14 protein-coding genes are annotated in these 17411 nt (G+C 71.5%); 3 read left to right on the forward strand and 11 right to left on the reverse strand.

Going from position 1 to position 17411, the window contains the following annotated elements; genetic code table 11:
* Positions 1-90 precede the first annotated feature (90 nt).
* Positions 91-465, reverse strand: a complete 375-nt coding sequence (locus tag ACSNOH_RS24035; RefSeq protein WP_436723504.1) for an NTP pyrophosphohydrolase — start codon at positions 463-465, stop codon at positions 91-93.
* A gap of 181 nt (positions 466-646) precedes the next feature.
* Between ACSNOH_RS24035 and ACSNOH_RS24040 the strand changes: the two genes are divergently transcribed.
* Positions 647-1714 carry a hypothetical protein gene (locus tag ACSNOH_RS24040; protein WP_436723505.1) on the forward strand — a complete coding sequence of 356 codons (1068 nt, stop codon included), beginning with the start codon at positions 647-649 and terminating at the stop codon, positions 1712-1714.
* Between the two features lie 115 nt (positions 1715-1829).
* Here ACSNOH_RS24040 and ACSNOH_RS24045 read toward each other — a convergent pair whose 3' ends face one another.
* The 5 genes from ACSNOH_RS24045 to ACSNOH_RS24065 form a co-directional block, all read right to left on the reverse strand.
* Positions 1830-2375 (reverse strand): hypothetical protein, encoded by a 546-nt coding sequence (locus ACSNOH_RS24045; RefSeq protein WP_436723506.1) that lies wholly within the window; start codon positions 2373-2375, stop codon positions 1830-1832.
* Positions 2376-2874: 499 nt separating this feature from the next.
* Positions 2875-3993, reverse strand: a complete 1119-nt coding sequence (locus tag ACSNOH_RS24050; protein ID WP_436723507.1) for a C40 family peptidase — start codon at positions 3991-3993, stop codon at positions 2875-2877.
* A gap of 25 nt (positions 3994-4018) precedes the next feature.
* Complete coding sequence (locus ACSNOH_RS24055) at positions 4019-4501, reverse strand: poly-gamma-glutamate biosynthesis protein PgsC/CapC (protein ID WP_030365939.1); 483 nt, start codon at positions 4499-4501, stop codon at positions 4019-4021.
* Positions 4498-5865, reverse strand: a complete 1368-nt coding sequence (gene pgsB / locus ACSNOH_RS24060; protein WP_436723508.1) for a poly-gamma-glutamate synthase PgsB — start codon at positions 5863-5865, stop codon at positions 4498-4500. The genes ACSNOH_RS24055 and pgsB overlap by 4 nt, the downstream gene beginning before the upstream one ends.
* Before the next feature lie 3 nt (positions 5866-5868).
* On the reverse strand, positions 5869-8178 hold the full coding sequence (locus ACSNOH_RS24065) for a HAMP domain-containing protein (protein ID WP_436723509.1): 2310 nt from the start codon (positions 8176-8178) through the stop codon (positions 5869-5871).
* 221 nt (positions 8179-8399) lie between these two features.
* Here ACSNOH_RS24065 and ACSNOH_RS24070 point away from each other — a divergent pair, with 221 nt between their 5' ends.
* On the forward strand, positions 8400-9434 hold the full coding sequence (locus ACSNOH_RS24070; protein WP_436723510.1) for a hypothetical protein: 1035 nt from the start codon (positions 8400-8402) through the stop codon (positions 9432-9434).
* Positions 9435-10607: 1173 nt separating this feature from the next.
* Here the strand turns inward: ACSNOH_RS24070 and ACSNOH_RS24075 are convergent.
* On the reverse strand, positions 10608-11015 hold the full coding sequence (locus tag ACSNOH_RS24075) for a hypothetical protein (RefSeq protein WP_436723511.1): 408 nt from the start codon (positions 11013-11015) through the stop codon (positions 10608-10610).
* A gap of 217 nt (positions 11016-11232) precedes the next feature.
* Entirely contained in the window at positions 11233-11364 is a 132-nt protein-coding gene (locus ACSNOH_RS24080; RefSeq protein ID WP_436723512.1) for a hypothetical protein, read from the reverse strand.
* 69 nt (positions 11365-11433) lie between these two features.
* On the opposite strand from ACSNOH_RS24080, the gene ACSNOH_RS24085 reads away from it, so the two are divergent.
* Positions 11434-12228 (forward strand): DUF5753 domain-containing protein, encoded by a 795-nt coding sequence (locus tag ACSNOH_RS24085; RefSeq protein ID WP_436723513.1) that lies wholly within the window; start codon positions 11434-11436, stop codon positions 12226-12228.
* A 164-nt stretch (positions 12229-12392) separates the two neighbouring features.
* Here ACSNOH_RS24085 and ACSNOH_RS24090 read toward each other — a convergent pair whose 3' ends face one another.
* The 3 genes from ACSNOH_RS24090 to ACSNOH_RS24100 all read right to left on the reverse strand — a co-directional run bounded on the left by ACSNOH_RS24090 (position 12393) and on the right by ACSNOH_RS24100 (position 17323).
* The gene (locus ACSNOH_RS24090) at positions 12393-14522 is read right to left on the reverse strand and encodes a 3-hydroxyacyl-CoA dehydrogenase NAD-binding domain-containing protein (RefSeq protein WP_436723514.1); all 2130 of its coding nucleotides are present in this window, start codon (positions 14520-14522) and stop codon (positions 12393-12395) included.
* Positions 14519-15739 (reverse strand): thiolase family protein, encoded by a 1221-nt coding sequence (locus ACSNOH_RS24095; protein ID WP_436723515.1) that lies wholly within the window; start codon positions 15737-15739, stop codon positions 14519-14521. The genes ACSNOH_RS24090 and ACSNOH_RS24095 overlap by 4 nt, the downstream gene beginning before the upstream one ends.
* A 306-nt stretch (positions 15740-16045) precedes the next feature.
* On the reverse strand, positions 16046-17323 hold the full coding sequence (locus tag ACSNOH_RS24100; protein WP_436723516.1) for an HRDC domain-containing protein: 1278 nt from the start codon (positions 17321-17323) through the stop codon (positions 16046-16048).
* Between the last annotated feature and the right edge of the window lie 88 nt (positions 17324-17411).

A 17411-nucleotide genomic window follows, 5' to 3' on the forward strand; every position in this document is an offset into this window, starting at 1 on the left:
GCCTGGGGGCCTGGGGCCCGGGGGCCTGCGGGCTCGGGGCTCAGGAGTCCCGGGCCCGCCCGGCCGGTCTACGGCTGGAGCCCGCCCGGTCTACGGCTGGAGCGCGCTCGGCCCGGTGACCTCCGCTCCGAGGGCCGTGACGCGCTCCCGCAGCTCACGGTCGGCCGTGACCACCACGCAGGCCCGTCCCGGTGCCCGTGCCGCCACCAGCTCGACGATCTTGTCGTCGCCGCTGCCGGCGGCCCGCTCGACGCGTACGCCCGGCACCGGGCCGACGTCCCGCGCCGCGCCCTCGACCACGAGGACGACCTCCGGCGCGCCCGCGAACAGCGTTCGTTCCCCGGCCGCCGCGTACGCGGCGATACGGTCCCGCAGCCGTACCGCCGCCCCGTGGCGGTCGCGCCACCAGCCGTCCGGCACCGAACCGACGACGTTCGCGGAATCCACGACGAGAAGAGCGCTCATGCCCACAGCCTCGCACGCCCGCGGCCCCGCACGCCCACCGTGGCCGACCGCCCTGACCGGCCACGATGTTATTGTCGAGGGTCGACAAACGGGCTCCGAGCGCAGTGCGACCGAGGCCGAGTGCGAGAGCCGCATGCGAGCGAGTGCGAGAGCCGCGTGCGAGAAAGGCTGGCAGCGAGTCATGGCAGTGCGTACGGCCACCCCGGTCACCGGCTGGCTACTGACGGGGAGCGACGGCCGCCTGACGGCCTACGCACCGGCCGAGGGCGGTGTCGTGCGCTGGACCGAGACCCGGCCCGGCGGCCCCGGCTGGACGGGCCCGGAGCTGCTGCCGATGCCCGGCCTGGAGCCGTTCCTGTCCATAGCGCAGGGTCCGAAGGGCTACGTCCACCTGGTCGGCGTGCGGCGCCGCGAGGTCGAGGAGCACACCGAGACCGACGTGGTCTACGCCACCCAGTTCCAGTCGGGCCGGCCGCCCACGAACTGGCGCTCCCTCGGCTCGCCCCACGGCCAGGACTGGCAGCGCTCGGCCCAGATCGGCGCCCCCGCGGCCGCCGTGGACTCCGCCGGACTGCACGTCTTCGTCCGCAACTCCGGCGGCGGAGTGTGCGGGCGGCGGCAGGACGCGCGCGGCATCTGGGGCCCCTGGACCGATATGAAGGGCAGTCACGTCCTCGACGCGCTGACCGCCGTCGCGACGCCGTCCGGGCGTGTGGAACTGATCGCTCCCGCCGCGGAGTTCGTGCTGCGCTGGCGGCAGGAGCAGCCGGGCGGGCCGGTGCGGCGCGTGCTCAACGTCCCCGCGAAGCCCGCGGCCGGTTCCTCCGCCTCGGGGGTCACCGGTGACGACCGCGTCACGCACTTCTGGCGGGACGCGGCGGACGGGGAGCTGCAGACGCTCGCGCCGCAGGGTGCGGCCGACGAAGACCCCTCGGTCACGTCCGTGGGCGGCATGGGCAGCGGGCCCGTCGCCGTCCTGCACGCCGTCCTCGACGGCCACGACTGCACGGTCCTGGCCCAGCGGGCCGCGTCCGGTCTCCTGGCCGTCGCGGTCTGCCCCAGCGGCGACGAGACGCTGCCGGCGCAGTGGTCGGAGACGGGCGAGGAGTTCACGGGCGCCCCGGCACTGGCGGTGGACGGCAACGGCCGCGTGACGGCCGCGGTGCTCGGCACGGACGGCCACCTCCGCGTGGCCCGCCAGCGAACCGGCGAGCCGGGGCTGGCCCTGGGCGAGTGGCAGCGGGTGTAGGGACCGGCGGCCGCCGGCAAAAGGAGCCCTGCCAGGCAACGCCTGGCAGGGCTCCTTCGCTCACTTTGCAGGCAGGCGCCTTTATGGCCCTACAGTCGACCTCGCGCTAGAGGTGTCATTGCCTGGTAAACGTGACTACGTTTCTGCGGTATTCGCTGTTTTCCTTCGGTGATTCTCGGCAGATTTCAATCACAAAGTCCGGCAAGGCGTTTGCTGCTGGCCTGCCGTCCGCGCCGAGTGCTCCAGGTTCAGCCTTCCAGTCAATCAGGTGAATCTGGACGGCATATCTTCCTGATTCGACCGGAAGTCGGAGTCGGTCAGCGCCGGTGTATTCTCCGACCGCCTCAAGGCCTCCCAGTCCTACTAGGCCATCAGAAACCAGGAGGTAGGGCTGTGACGAAACGAGGCGGAACGATGCCTCGCGCTCCGATAGGCTGCCGAGCGCCGAGACGCCGCGAACGGTGAACTGGTAGGCGCCGTCACCGCCGATGTTGACGGGCACCAAGGCGCCTTCCGTGATGGCTTCGGTGAGGCTCTCTTCCTCCGCGACCTCGTCCTCCCAGGCCTCCGGATCGGTCACCTCGGCGAAGCGGGAGATTCGCCACAAGGCAAACATCCCCGCTGACGTACCAACTGTCTTCTTTACGTCCAGATCCAGCAACGTCACAGCTCCATCCCGTCCCTTCCCTGACATCGTTTGCTTATGTTGATCTGACACACTCGGTCGCCGATTTCAAGGCCTTGCTTCTTTATTTGCCGGGATGTCTGTGTGCGGTTCTCCTCGGCGAGGCCGGACGTTGTCGAGGACTTCCGGGTACCGCGGGGTGTAGCTGTAGGTGGCCTCGCCGTTGGTCCGCATCCGGTTGCGGGCGTCGTACGTGGCCTTCCGCTCGCCCGTCGTCGTAGGCGTACTCGAACGTGGTGAGCGTCGTTCCCTCGGTGGACTTGGTGACGTCGAGACCTGACGGCCCGTCGCGGCATAGCCGAAAGTGCGGTCCATACCGCGATTGCGCGTCCTTGACGGATCAGCAAGCCCCGGTCGTCCAGGGCCGGTCGGCCGGGGCCGGGTGGCCGGGTGCGCCGAGCGGGCGGCGCGGGAATCGGTAAGTTTGCCGTGCTGCAGGGCGGGGCGCCACAGGGCTGGGCGCTGCCGCCGTCCGTCAGAGCCGCTTCGCGCTTCGCAGTCCCGTGGCGTAGAAGCCGTTGCCGTCCAGGCGGGCCGTGCCGCCCTTGTCGCCGAAGGTGGGGCCGTTGGCTTCTTCGCGGCTGGAGATGAAGCGGGGCTTGCCGTCGGTGTCGAGGCCCAGGTAGATGCCGACGTGGTCGAGGCGTTCGCCGGTGCGCTTGTCGATCTCGAAGAAGACCAGGTCGCCCGGCTGCAGCTTGTCGGTGCTGTCGGGGCGCTTGCCGCTGAGCTCCAGCACCGGCACGCCGGGGGAGAGCCGCGCCATGCCGTCGGCCGTGCGGGGCAGGCCGTCGCCCTTGGCGTCCTTGGCCAGGAGGGGGTAGCGGGCCCGGTAGCCGAAGACCGTGCGGACGAAGCCCGAGCAGTCCATGGCCCGGAAGCGCGCCGGCTCGGGGCGTTCGACGGTGCCGTCGCGGAAGCGGTACGGGATGCCCAGGTAGTCGTAGAAGTCGGACTGTTCGAGGCGGAGGTCGCCGGCGACGGAGCCGTTGGGGTTCGGCGGGCCGAACTGGGCGTCGCCGGCGTACGGGACGCCCTGGGCGTCCTTCTTCTGCGGGGCGCCCTCCAGGTATTCCATGGCGAAGGCGAAGATGTCGGGGTCCTTGCTGCCAAGGGACCTGCTGAACCAGTCCTTGAACCAGGCCGCCTTCTCGGAGCCCTCCTTCCACGCCTCCGGCAGCAGCCGCACCCAGCTGTCCGTGGTCACCTTCGCGTCCGTGTGCTTGGGCTCGGTGAAGGTGCGGCTCGCGCCGGTGAGGACCGCGGTGCGGGCGCCGTCGGTGAAGGTGGCGAGGACGCCGCCGTCCGCCGCGCGCACGACCGTGCGGGCCGGGTTGGCCAGCCGCTCGAAGCGGCGCTCCCCGGAGGCCGGCTTGCTGCCGGACGCCTTCCCGGCGCCGGCGACGGACTGCACCGGCGGCGCGGCCCCGTCCTGCTTCTCGCGCAGCTCCACCGTGAGGTACGCGCTGGTGCCGAGCAGGCCCAGCACGACCAGGGTGTGGAGGGCGTGGCGGCCGGTCAGGCCCTTGTTCCGGGCCTGCCTACGGGTCTGCTTACGGGCCTTCTTCCGGTCCTTGTTCCGGTCCTTCGTCATGGGGCTGCTCCGTGGTCGGGAAGGCTCAGGCGGTGGGCATGAAGCCCAGCAGGATGCCGGCGGTCAGGACGACGTAGTTGGCGAGCGAGACCGTGCCGGTGGCCAGCAGGGTCGCGCCGCGCGGCTGGCGCACGAGCTGGTACGCGATCAGGCCGGGGACGATGAAGCCGAGCGTCTGGTTCGCGTACATCAGCGGGAACTGCTGCTGCAGGATCACGTACAGCGTCGCCTGCAGCACGACACCGGTCAGCACGACCGCCGCGAACAGCCGCTTGCCGTAGAGGATCACGTACCGCTGCAGCAGCAGCGTGGCCAGGTACGTCAGGACGGTGATGCCGACGACCATGGCGGCGCGCTGGAGGCTCTCGACGAGGGTGAGGGCCAGCCAGCCCGGCGTGATCATGCCGCCGGGGGAGAGGTTGGTCGTCAGGTAGCAGACCAGGGAGAACAGCAGTCCGAGGGCGATCCCGATGGCGGCGATCTCCGGGGTGAGGACGGCGGGGATCAACGGAAGTCTCCTGGATGGGTGTGGTCTGCGCGGTACACGGGATATGCGTGGTCTGTGTCGATGTACGTCGGGACGTAGACCGGGGGCTCCTCCGGCCCCGGACCCGGCTGTACGTGCTGCGCCGCCTGTACGTGCTGCGCCGCCAGTACCTCCTGCTCCGTCGCTGCGTGCTGCGCCGGCTCCTCGTCCGCCGGCAGTTCCGCCAGCCGCTCCAGCAGCAGCTCGCCCTGTCCGTGGATGTTGCCGATGGCGATGAGCGAGGCGCCCGGCCCGAGCCGGTCCAGGATCTCCCGCTCCAGTTCGGCCGGGTCCCGGCGGTCGCCGCCGAGGTCGACGATGCGCGAGCGCCAGTCGGCGGGGATCGCGTCGGCGGCGCTCTTGGTCGGGTGGCCGATGAGGAAGACCGACTCGGGGGCGAGGCGGGGGATGAGCTCGCCCATCTGGCCGTTGCGCTCGACGCGGTCGGGGCGGCAGTTGATGAGGACGTGCAGGGGCCGCTCGATGGCACCGAGGCTGAGCAGCTGCTCGACGTTCATGAGGGTCGACTCGGGGTCGTTGGCCGCGAAGATGTTGGCGAACCGGAACGGCATGCCCTCGGGGGTGAGGTAGCGCTCGACGGACAGCACGCCGGGGTCCGGCGGCGCGTCGTACATGCCCTGCAGGGCGGTGGCCCGGTCGACGCCGAGGAGCTCGGCGACGGCGAGCGCGATGGCGACGTTCTCCTTGAACGTGAACCAGCTGAAGCCGCGCAGCTCGGCGTCGGTGACCGTCTCCGGGTCCACCGCGATCAGCTCGCAGTCGCGCTTGGCGGCCTCCTCGCGCAGGATGTGCAGCCGGTCGCGCTCGGCGGTGACGCAGATCCCGCCGTGCGGCATGGAGCGGCTCAGCGAGCGGGCGACGTCGTCCAGGGTGGGGCCCATCTCCGCCAGGTGGTCCTCGCGGACATTGCACAGCACGCCGATGGTGGAGCGGATCAGCTTGGTCTGGTTGACCTCCTGCAGGGCCGGCATGACGGCCATGCACTCGATGACCAGCGCGTGCGGCCGGTACGCGGCCGCGCGCCGCACGATGCCGATCTGCTCGACGACGTTGGCGATGCCGAACTTGCGGTAGACGGGCTCCTCGGTGGCGTCCGGGTGGATGAAGCGGGCCGCGGTGCCGGTGGTCTTGGCGACCGTGACCAGCCCGCCGCCGCGCAGCGCGCCCGCGCACAGCCGGGTGATGGAGCTCTTGCCGCGGATGCCGTTGATCAGCACCCGGGTGGGGATCATGTCGAGGTTGGTGAAGTGCCGGCGCTGCTCGATCACGCCCGCGACCAGGACGATCGCGCAGCAGATCACCAGGACCGTATAGAGGAAGAGCACGCGTCAGTTCCTTCCGGCCGGCGGTCGCTCGGCGGTGCGCAGCTGCTGCCGGATCAGTTCGAGGTTGCGGACGACCGCGCCCGCCTCGTCGTGGTGCTGCGGGAACAGCACGGTCCTGCGGTCGCCGCCGGCCAGCGCCTCGGCCTGGTCCGCGAGCGCGCGCAGCGGGCGGATCACGATGATGTGCAGCCAGCCCAGGCAGGCGACGGCGGCGGTCACGCCGAGCAGCCCGGCGAGCATGGTGTGGCGCTGCGCGGTGTACTCGGGCAGCTCCAGCCAGGACGCCGGCTGTTCGCTGACGACCTGCCAGCCGAGGTCGCGGACGGCGCCGCCGCCGGTGAAGGACGCCGCGGCAGCGAGGGAGGAGCCGCCGCCGGCGCGGTGCAGGAGGGCGGTGCCGTCGGTGTCCTTGCGCGCCTTGGTGACGAGGTCGTTCAGGTGGTCGCCGGGCAGCTTGGCGAAGGCGCGGAAGCCGTGCTGGCGGTCGGCGGCGATGATGCGGTGCCCCTCGTCCACGAGCCAGACCTGGCCGAGGCCGGGCCGGGTGACCATGGAGATCAGGAACTGCGGGTCGTACTCGCCGACGACGGTGCGGCCCTTGCCGCCGGGCACGGCGGCGTACGCGGCGACGGCCGGCTCCTTGCCGGAGGTGTTGAGCTGGGCGACGGAGTCCGCGCGGGGCTTCTGCCCGGCCGGGTGGCGCGGCGCGGCCCCGGCCCGGGTGAGGACCTTGCCGTCGCCGTCGAGGACGTAGACGGAGCGGTAGCGGGGGTGCTCGCGCAGGGTCGTCTGCAGGACGGCCTTGGTGGCGCTGTCCGCGCCGCCGTCTTCCTTGGCCGCTTTGTCTGCCTTATCTGCGGTATCTGGCCTATCCGCCCTATCCGCCCTATCCGCCCTATCCGCCTTGTCCTCGGGCTCGCCGCCCGCGCCGACGATCTGCGCGACGGAGGCCACGTCGGCCCAGCCCTCGTTGAGGGCCTTGCGGACGCGGTCGGCGGCGGTGTCCGTACGCCGCCGCTGGTCCTCGACCAGCTGCTTGGGTACGGTCACGCCGCTGCCGGCCCGGTTGAGCAGCAGCAGGAGCGGTGCGGCCCAGGCGAGCAGGAGCGCGCCGCAGACGAGGACGGTGGTGCGCGTGCCGATGCCGCCGCGGGCCCGGCCCGCGCGGGTGGGGCGCCCGCCGAGGAGCTGGCCGCGCAGGCTCTCCAGGGCGGCGCCGATCCGGGCCGGCTCGCGGCCGCGGAAGGCGCGCACGGGGCGGTCGAGCTCGCCGCGGCCGAGGCGGCGGCTCTCCAGGTACAGCCCGATCAGCGGGCGCTGGACCGTACGGATCAGGATCCAGGTCACGAGTACGGCGAGGACCAGCAGTACGGCGGCGGCGACGAGGCCGAAGGCCTGGGTGCGCACCGCCTTGGCGTCCTCAGTGACCTTGACCGAGGTGACGACGGACAGGCCGAGACCGCCCGCCGGGCTGCTCTCGCCGGGCGCGCGGCCCGCCGCCGCGTAGCCGACGGCCGTGCGGTGCTTGTCCGTACCGCCCATGAGGCTGCCGCTCGCGCCGGGGTGGCCGCCGGGCTCGGGCGTCCTGCCGGAGGCCGCGGCCGCCGTCTTCGCGGCGCGCTTGGCCCACGCGGTGCGGGCGATCGACGGGCCGTCCTTGGCCAGGACCGTGCCGGCGGAGTCGACGACGAGCAGGGAGCGGTTCTCGCCGGTGGAGATGCCGGGCACGTTGAGGGTGCCGGAGGCGACGAGGAGGCGCGGCTTGTCGCCGCCGCGGAGGGCGGCGGTGACGAGCATGCGGGTGTCGCCGGAGGGGAGTTTGACGAGGCGGGGGACGGGGGTTCCGTCCTTGCTGTCCTGTTTGCCGGAGTTGTCCGTCCCGTTCTTCAGGGCGTCGGCCAGCGGAATCGTTTCACCGCGGGCGGCGAGGAGCGTGCCGTCCGCGGGGTCGGTGACGGCGAGGCCGCGCCACTTGTTGTAGACCTTGCCCAGCTTGTCCAGGACGGTGTCGGCCGGTACGGCCTCGGGGCCGGCGAAGAGCGCGGCCGCGCGCTGGAGGTCGGTGACGCTCTCGTCGAGGGAGGCGCGCAGAGCGAGGGCGCCGTCCTCCGCGACCCGCTGCTGCGAGGAGAGGACGGCCTTGCCGGCGGCGGACCGGTCGTGGTCGCCCAGTACGAGCGCGGTCGCGCCCGCGACCAGCAGCAGGAGAGCCAGGAGTGCGGCGATCGGCGGGCGGGCGCCGCCGAGGAGAGGCATGTCGGCGCGTCGGCGCAGCTTGCGCCGGCGCGCGCCGCGCGGGGCGGACAGCGGCATTCCTGGCATTCCTTTCGGCCGCGGCTCGGCATTGCCGGGGTCGGCGGAATACCTTGTTCCGCTTGCCGCACATCAGGATGAACTAACGGGAACCGCTGAATTCTAAGTGGAAGTTAAAGGACAGACAAAACCTTGACGACGCGCGCCTCATATGCGTGCTTAGCGGGACCAGTTGAAGTAGGAGGCGGAAGACTGCTTCTCTCCGGGGTACTTTTGCCCGCATGAGGACCCGGCCGGCCTACGAGATCGCCGCCAGCACAGCCCGCACCGCGCGCCCCGCACGCGCCGTGCTGACCTGCGTGCTGCTCGGCGCGCTGGCCCTCGCCGGGACGGCCGGCTGCGGGGGCGCGCCCGCCGCGGACGGGCCCGCGGCCCGCAAGGACGGCGTCACCTCGCGCAAGGCCGCCCCCGAGCCCACGGCGAGCGTCGACCTCGGCCGCCGCATCACCGACTACACCGCCGGCATCACCGCCGACGGCAGCTACCGCCTCCCCACCGAGCGCGAGCGCCGCGCCGTCGCCGACGGCGTCCGCGCCCTCCTCGACGGCGACCGCCCCGCGGCCGCCCGCCGCCTGGCGGGCGTGGGCTACGCCGTCCGCACCCTCGCCGACAGCGGCGGCGCCCGTTACGCGGAGATCGCCGACGCCACGCGCGAGGGCGAGGTCCGCCGCGGCTGGGGCCGTATCTACGCCGACCTGCGCGGCCCGGCCCGCTGGCAGGTCCAGGTCCCGCACCCCTCCGCCGACCAGCACACCGAGCAGCTCGGCATCGGCCTGCTGCGCGGCGCGCCCGGCGGCGTCCTCGTCCTCGCCGGCGCCCACCGCGCGGCGGACTCCGGCGCCGGGCCCGACGCCGCGGACGTCGCCCACCGCCGCGACTCCGTCTTCGCCGCGGTCGCCGGCGCCCTCGCCGAGCGCCGCCTCCCCGCCGTCCAGGTCCACGGCTTCGCCGACAGCAGCCTGCCCGACCACGACGTCGTCGTCTCCCCGGGCAGCGGCGAGACGGGCCTGCCCTCCGCCCGCCGCCTCGCCACCGCCTACCGCGCGCAGGGCCTGCGCGTCTGCGAGGTCTGGGAGCGCTACTGCGGCCGCCTCGAAGGCCGCACGAACGTCGAGGGCGAGGACGCGGAGGAGGCCAGCGTGCCGTTCCTCCACGTCGAGCACAACCGGCGGGTACGGGACGACGCCGCGCTGATCGCGAAGGCGGTGCGGGCGCTGGTGGAGATCGCCAAGACGTGGGGCGCGGGCTCGCACTGACGGGGGCGCGGCGCCGAAAATCGATGCGCGATACAGGTGAGGTGCGTGGTGAACCTCACTCCAAGTGTGAGATGGGTTACGGGGTGTTCGGGAACTGACACTGCGTACCCGGCCTGCGCGCGCTCCTTCCGCAGGTGGACGGCAGGGTGGCCGAAGGTGGTTAACACGGCATCAGCCTTTGACGGGTGACGAGTGGCACGCAGTGCCTGCAACACCGGCTCTCGGCAGGAGTTGACGGAACAACAGGCGTCCCCTCGCACGGGTACGGTTATCCCCATCGATTCACCCCCAGGGTCCTGGACGCCTCGTGAGCCTCCGCGGAGTCCACGAAGGCCGTGGGCCCGGAGAGGGGTGAAACCCAATGGCACACAGGCCGGAGGGGCGCTGTCCGTACTGCAGCAAGGGGGACCGGCCGTACAGGTCGGCCCGCTGGCTGGGGCCGGTCTACACGCTCTACAAGATCGTGCGAGACCTGTTGTCCGAGAACGCGTAAGGCCCCGGCCCAAGAGGCCGGGGCCCACGCTGCAGACGGAGCGTCGAGAGAAGGCCTCACCTGGTTGCTAGGCCGGCACGGGGTGGGGCCTTCGCCGTGCCCGAATGCTGTTACCGCGGCGTACGCAAGGCGAACGCTGCAGAAGTGATGCCGATCACACTTCTGTGCCGACATGTTCCCCATCTTGCCTTGTCCATCAACGAAGACGCGACATGCGATCGCATGTTGAATCGCCCTCTCCTGTTGTCGGAATCGGAAACCAGGCAGCTCACCGCCGGGACCGGCAGGGCGATGTGACTCGGATCACCTCAAATGGGTGACGAGGTACACACGAAAATGCTCGGGGGCTGTCCGTATCTGACCGTCATTTTCCGGGTCTGCGGGGGCGCTTCACGCGGTCCGCGCCAAAAGGGTCAAGCCTAGCGACACCCACTGACACTCGTACGGGCGAGAGCTGTCGATGCCCGGGGCCCGCTTCGGCCGGAGCGCTCAGCTGAAGTCCAGGCCGCCCGTGCGGGTGCGCTTGAGCTCGAAGAAGTCCGGGTAGCCGGGGTCGGCGTCCCGACATCCTCGCCGACGGGGGCCATGCCCTCGTTGAGTGACGCTCGCGATGCCGGCGGCCGCGGTCCGTACGGGTTCGCCCTGCCGGTCAGGGGACCGGCAGGGCGAACCGGGGGTGATCAGCTGCCGTACGCGCCGCCCTGCAGGGCGCGGGAGCCGGCCGGGCAGGTGATGGTCACGCGGTACGTCCCGTTGAACGGGCCCACCGTGTACCGGTATCCGTTCGAGCAGTCGGCCCAGACGTAGAACCTGTTGCCGGAGCACGTGATGGCGAACGTCGGACCCGACAGGTACGCGTCCCGGCACTGCAGGGACTCCGCCTGCGGGGGAAGCCGGTCGTTGGTCGCGCCCTGAGACGCGGTGCCGGTCCTGGGAGCCTCACTGCGATCGATGAGGTTCTCGGCGCTGTAACTCGCGTCGTTCGGCCCCGCCTTGACGGCGTACGCCGACGGAGCCAGCCCCGCACCGATGCCGAGAGCGAGCATCATCGTGGCCACGATGACTCCCAGAGACTTGAGGATTCTCACTCGTTCCCCCTTCTGGCCCCGAGTGCGCCGGCCTGTCTCCGGCGTCTCCACCTGCGAGGCACGTGACAGGCTCGCGCGGGTGTCATAAAGAGGGCAAGATGGGGATCTTTCTACGGATAATCACATGTGGTGGCTGTGTCCTCTGCGGGCGTTGCCGCGCTTGAGGGAAAACGCTTCGTCGCACTGTTCGGGCGAGGGGCGGGTTCACCCGATCGGTCTAGCGGTGTCCGTTCTGAACGTGTTCCCTGCGGCGGCGCTCGACCTCCTCGACGGCGGCGAGGCCCTCCCGGAGGGCCGCGGCGCGGCGCATGACGAGGATGGTGCAGGTGAGGCATGAGGCGGTCGTCACCGTGCGGCGCTGCCCACCCGGTCCGCTCGGCACTTGTTCGGTGCAAAGATGCGCGCGTATCGCGGGAGCATGAGCCTGGAACGGCTCGCCGAGATCGTGAACTTCAGTAAGAGCCACTTGGCGAGGGTGGAGACAGCGGATTCGATGCCGCCGCCGGAGCTTCCGGCATTGCTGGATGCCCAGTTCGGCACCGACGGGATTTTCAGTGAGCTGTACCAGCTCGCACGGAATGAGAGTTCTCCGGATCAGCTCGCGAGGCGGATGGATCTGGAAGCACAGGCCTGCGTCATCGCCGAGTACACCTGCCAGGTGGTTCCGGGCCTCCTGCAGACGGCGGACTTCACCCGCGCTCTCTACAAGATGCATTACCCGCGCGACACAGAGGACGCCATCGAGGAAGCTGTGAATCGCCGGATGAGTCGGCAAGCCGTGTTCCGGCGCGACAATCCGCCGGAATACTCGGCGATTCTCGATGAGGCTGTTCTGCACCGCGGCTTCGGCGGGCCTGCCGTCATGAGGGCGCAGCTCGCCCGGCTGATCGAGTTGATGCTGACGTCCGCGGGCGTGGTGCAGGTGCTGCCGTTCGCCTATGGAGGGCACCCCCTGGTGGGCGGCTCCCTGGCGCTGTTCACCCTGGCAGACGACACCCAAGTGGCTTGGGAAGAGAGCTCCGACAACGGGACGCTGATGGAGGACCTCGAAAGGGTCGTCGCCCGCAGGCGCTCCTACGATCTGCTCAGGTCCTGCGCCCTGTCACCGTCGGAATCGGCGGCATTCATCCGGTCGGTGATGGAGACGCTGCCCGAGGACTACGCGCCTTTGGCCTATCCGACCCCGATGGGCCGAGCCCTGCAGCAGCGGTAGCGGAAGGCCCCGGGACGCGAAGGGCCGTTGCAGGACGTAAAGCGAAGCAGTCCTGCAACGGCCTGGAGCTTCACGGGGCCGCACGTGCCCACGGCGCCAAGCCAACAGCGGGGGCCGTACGGGGAAGCCCCGTACGGCCCTCGTGACGGCTCAGCGCCTAGCGACTACGCCGGGACGCTCGCGACGCCCACCGGCAGGAACCGCCGGCCGGCGGCCCGCTCGGAGACGCCCTCCCGGTCCAGGTACGGCGTGATGCCGCCCAGATGGAACGGCCAGCCCGCGCCCGTGATCAGGCACAGGTCGATGTCCTGCGCCTCGGCGACGACGCCCTCGTCCAGCATGATGCCGATCTCCTGCGCGACCGCCTCCAGGACGCGCGCCCGCACCTGCTCCTCCGTCAGGACGGAGTCGCCCTGCTTCAGCAGCGCCGCGACCTCCGGGTCCAGCTCCGGCTTCCCGCTGTCGTAGACGTAGAAGCCGCGCTTCCCGGCCTTGACGACGGCCGCGAGGTTCGGGGAGACCTTGAAGCGGTCGGGGAACGCGCCGGCCAGCGTCTCGGAGACGTGCAGACCGATGGCCGGGCCGACGAGCTCAAGCAGCACCAGCGGGGACATCGGCAGGCCGAGCGGCTCGACGGCCTTCTCCGCGACCGCGACCGGCGTGCCCTCGTCGATGACGTTCTGGATCTCGCCCATGAAGCGGGTGAGGATGCGGTTGACGACGAACGCCGGGGCGTCCTTCACCAGGACCGCGGTCTTCTTCAGCTTCTTCGCGACGGCGAAGGCCGTGGCCAGGGAGGCGTCGTCCGTCTTCTCGCCGCGGACGATCTCCAGCAGCGGGAGGATCGCGACCGGGTTGAAGAAGTGGAAGCCGACGACCCGCTCGGGGTGCTTGAGCTTGGACGCCATCTCGCTGACGGACAGCGAGGAGGTGTTCGTCGCGAGGATGGTGTGCGCGGGCACGACCGCCTCGACCTCGGCGAACACCTGCTGCTTGACGCCCATCTCCTCGAAGACGGCCTCGATGACGAAGTCCGCGTCGCCGAAGGCGGCGGCCTTGTCGAGGGAGCCGGTGACGGCGGCCTTGAGGCGGTTGGCCTTGTCGTTGCCGATGCGGCCCTTGGCGAGGAGCTTGTCGATCTCGCCGTGGACGTAGCCGACGCCCTTGTCGATGCGCTCCTGGTCGATGTCGGTGAGGACGACCTGGACCTCCAGGCGGCGCGCGAAGAGCAGCGCGAGCTGGGAGGCCATCAGGCCGGCGCCGACGACGCCCACCTTGGTGACGGGGCGGGCCAGCGAGCGGTCGGGGGCACCGGCCGGGCGCTTGGCGCGCTTCTGCACCAGGTTGAAGGAGTAGATGCCGCTGCGCAGCTCGTCGCCCATGATCAGGTCCGCGAGGGCCTGGTCCTCGGCGTCGAAGCCCTGGCGCAGGTCGCCGTTCTTCGCCGCGGAGATGATGTCCAGGGCGCGGTAGGCGGCCGGGGCGGCGCCGTGCACCTTGGAGTCGGCGATGAAGCGGCCGCGCTCGACGGCCTGGTCCCAGGCCTCGCCGCGGTCGATCTCGGCGCGGTCGACCTGGACGTCGCCCTTGAGGACGCGAGCGGTCCAGATGAGGGACTGCTCCAGGAAGTCGGCGCCGTCGAAGATCGCGTCGGCGATGCCGAGCTCGAAGACCTGCTTGCCCTTGAGCTGGCGGTTCTGGTTGAGCGAGTTCTCGATGATGACCGAGACCGCGCGGTCGGCGCCGATGAGGTTCGGCAGCAGGGTGCAGCCGCCCCAGCCGGGGACCAGGCCGAGGAAGACCTCGGGCAGGGAGAAGGCCGGGATGGCGCGCGAGACCGTGCGGTACGTGCAGTGCAGGCCGACCTCGACGCCGCCGCCCATGGCCGCGCCGTTGTAGTACGCGAACGTCGGGACGGCGAGGGAGGCGAGGCGCTTGAAGACGTCGTGGCCGCCCTTGCCGATGGCGAGCGCGTCCTCGTGCTTCTTCAGCAGCTCGACGCCCTTGAGGTCGGCGCCGACGGCGAAGATGAAGGGCTTGCCGGTGAGGCCGATGCCGGTGACGGAGCCCTCGGCGGCCTCCTTCTCGACCTGGTCGATCGCGGCGTTCAGGTTCGCGAGCGACTGCGGGCCGAAGGTGGTCGGCTTGGTGTGGTCCAGGCCGTTGTCCAGCGTGATGAGCGCGAAGCGCCCCGCGCCGAAGGGGAGGTCGAAGTGGCGCACGTGCGCCTGGGTCACGACCTCGTCGGGGAACAGCTCCGCCGCACCCTTGAGAAGTTCAGCGGTGGTGCTCACTTGGTGCCTCCGTCGAAGTGGGGGTTCTCCCAGATGACCGTGCCGCCCATGCCGAGGCCGACGCACATCGAGGTCAGGCCGTAGCGGACGTGCGGCTGCTCCTCGAACTGGCGGGCCAGCTGGGTCATCAGACGGACGCCGGACGAGGCCAGCGGGTGGCCGAACGCGATGGCGCCGCCGTACTGGTTGACGCGCGGGTCGTCGTCGGCGATGCCGTAGTGGTCCAGGAGCGCGAGCACCTGCACGGCGTAGGCCTCGTTGAGCTCGAAGAGGCCGATGTCGTCGATCGTCAGGCCCGCCTTGGCCAGGGCCTTCTCGGTCGCCGGGATCGGGCCGTAGCCCATGACCTCGGGCTCGACGCCCACGAAGGAGTACGAGACGAGGCGCATCCGGACCGGCAGGCCCAGCTCGCGCGCGACGTCCTCGGCGGCGATCAGCGAGGCGGTGGCGCCGTCGTTGAGGCCGGAGGAGTTGGCGGCGGTCACGCGGCCGTGCGGGCGGAACGGCGTCTTGAGGTTCGCGATGCCTTCCATGGTGGTGCCCGGGCGCATCGGCTCGTCGGCCGTGACCAGGCCCCAGCCCAGCTCCCCGCCCTCGGGGGTGGTGCGGCGCACGGAGATCGGCACCAGGTCGGCCTGGATCTTGCCGTCGGCGTACGCCTTGGCGGCCTTCTCCTGGCTGCGGACCGCGTAGGCGTCCGAGCGCTCCTTGGTGAGCTGCGGGTAGCGGTCGTGCAGGTTCTCCGCCGTCATGCCCATGACGAGGGCGGAGTCGTCGACCAGCTTCTCCGACAGGAAGCGCGGGTTCGGGTCGACGCCCTCGCCCATCGGGTGGCGGCCCATGTGCTCGACGCCGCCCGCGAGGGCGATGTCGTACGCGCCGAAGGCGACGCCGCCGGCGACGGTCGTCACGGCGGTCATGGCGCCGGCGCACATGCGGTCGATGGACATGCCGGGCACGGTCTGGGGCAGGCCCGCGAGCATGCCGGCCGTACGGCCGAGGGTCAGGCCCTGGTCGCCGATCTGCGTGGTCGCGGCGATGGCGACCTCGTCGATCTTGGCGGGGTCCAGGTTCGGGTTCCGGCGCAGCAGCTCACGGATGCACTTGATGACGAGGTCGTCGGCGCGGGTCTCGTGGTAGATGCCCTTCGGGCCCGCCTTGCCGAACGGGGTGCGGACGCCGTCGACGAATACGACGTCCCTAGCGGTACGAGGCACTTGGCTCTCCTCCTGTGCGGGATCGCTGCGCGCGGGCATGCCGGGGACGGCTCCGCCGCGGTGCGGGCTGACACCGTCATGCTACTTACGGGTAACTAAGTTGCCCAGTCCCCTGGCGGGGAGCGGCGAAGGTCACATTCCGTGAGCGGCGAGGGGTGCGGCGGGGCTACTGGCGGTTCGGCACCGCCGGGGACGTTTGCGGTGGTCGCGCGCCGTTGCGGCGATGGGTGGCGCGAAGGCAAAAGGCTGCGCCCCGGCCCCTGGGAGGGGCCGGGGCGCAGCCCGGGAAAGGGTGGTGCCGCAGGCTCAGGCCTCGGCCTCCGTGAGGGCCTTCACCAGAACCGGGGTCACCTGTTCGATCTGCCACGGGCGCGCGCCGTGCGCGGAGAGGACCTCCGCCACCGCCTCGGGAGTCGCCGGCTTCGGCGGCTCCCAGCACAGGCGCCGCACCGTGTCCGGCGTGATCAGGTTCTCCTGCGGCATGGTGAGGCGCTCGGCGAGCGCGGACACGGCCGTACGGGCCGCCGTGAGCCGGGCCGCGGCCGCCGGGTCCTTGTCGGCCCAGGCGCGCGGCGGCGGCGGGCCGGTGAGCGGCTGGCCGGGCTGCGGCAGCTCGGCGTCCGGGACGGCGCGGGCGCGGTCGACCGCCGCCTGCCACTGCTCCAGCTGCTTGCGGCTCATGCGGTGCCCGAAGCCGGGCAGGGCCGCCAGCGCGTGCGCGTTCGGCGGCATGTGCAGGGCCGCCTCGATGATCGCGGCGTCGCCGAGCACCTTGCCCGGCGAGACGTCGCGCCGCTGCGCCACCTGGTCGCGTACGGTCCACAGCTCGCGCACCACCGCCATCTGGCGGCGCCTGCGCACCTTGTGCATCCCGGACGTGCGGCGCCAGGGGTCCTTGCGGGGCGGGGCGGGCGGCGCGGAGGCGATGGCGTCGAACTCCTGGCGGGCCCACTCCAGCTTGCCCTGGCTTTCCAGCTCCGCCTCCAGGGCGTCGCGCAGGTCGACGAGGAGCTCCACGTCGAGGGCGGCGTAGCGCAGCCAGGGGTCGGGCAGGGGGCGGGTCGACCAGTCGACGGCGGAGTGGCCCTTCTCCAGGGCGTACCCCAGGACGTTCTCCACCATGGCTCCGAGACCCACCCGCGCGAACCCGGCGAGCCGGCCGGCCAGCTCCGTGTCGAACAGCCGTGTCGGCGTCATCCCTATCTCGCGCAGGCACGGCAGGTCCTGGGTGGCCGCGTGCAGCACCCATTCGGCGTCGGCGATGGCCTCGCCGAGCGCGGACAGGTCGGGGCAGCCGACCGGGTCGATGAGCGCGCTGCCGGCGCCCTCGCGGCGCAGCTGGACGAGGTAGGCGCGCTGGCCGTAGCGGTATCCGGAGGCGCGCTCGGCGTCGACGGCGACGGGGCCGGTGCCCGCGGCGAACGCGGCGACGACCTCCGCCAGGGCATCGTTGTCAGCGACGACCGGCGGGATGCCCTCGCGTGGCTCCAGTAGGGGGATCGGCGCCGAAACGACGTCGTCCGGGGGGGCGCCCCCGGTGGTTCGCAGTGGTGTGTCTGCTGCGGTTTCTTGGGCGTCGGTCACCGGTCAAGGGTATCTGTGTATGGCAAGCGCCCGCCGACGGAACGTCCCGTCGACGGGCGCTTGCCATACACAGATACCCTTGACCGGT

This window comes from Streptomyces sp. URMC 127, assembly GCF_051386535.1.
In the GTDB taxonomy this organism is placed as follows: Bacteria; Actinomycetota; Actinomycetes; order Streptomycetales; family Streptomycetaceae; genus Streptomyces.

What these genes read in the sequence shown, in the direction of transcription:
- ACSNOH_RS24035 (WP_436723504.1), bottom strand. Translation starts at nt 465, where the DNA reads ATGAGCGCTCTTCTCGTCGTGGATTCCGCGAACGTCGTCGGTTCGGTG.
- ACSNOH_RS24040 (WP_436723505.1), top strand. Translation starts at nt 647, where the DNA reads ATGGCAGTGCGTACGGCCACCCCGGTCACCGGCTGGCTACTGACGGGG.
- ACSNOH_RS24050 (WP_436723507.1), bottom strand. Translation starts at nt 3,993, where the DNA reads ATGACGAAGGACCGGAACAAGGACCGGAAGAAGGCCCGTAAGCAGACC.
- ACSNOH_RS24065 (WP_436723509.1), bottom strand. Translation starts at nt 8,178, where the DNA reads ATGCCGCTGTCCGCCCCGCGCGGCGCGCGCCGGCGCAAGCTGCGCCGA.
- ACSNOH_RS24070 (WP_436723510.1), top strand. Translation starts at nt 8,400, where the DNA reads ATGAGGACCCGGCCGGCCTACGAGATCGCCGCCAGCACAGCCCGCACC.
- ACSNOH_RS24085 (WP_436723513.1), top strand. Translation starts at nt 11,434, where the DNA reads ATGAGCCTGGAACGGCTCGCCGAGATCGTGAACTTCAGTAAGAGCCAC.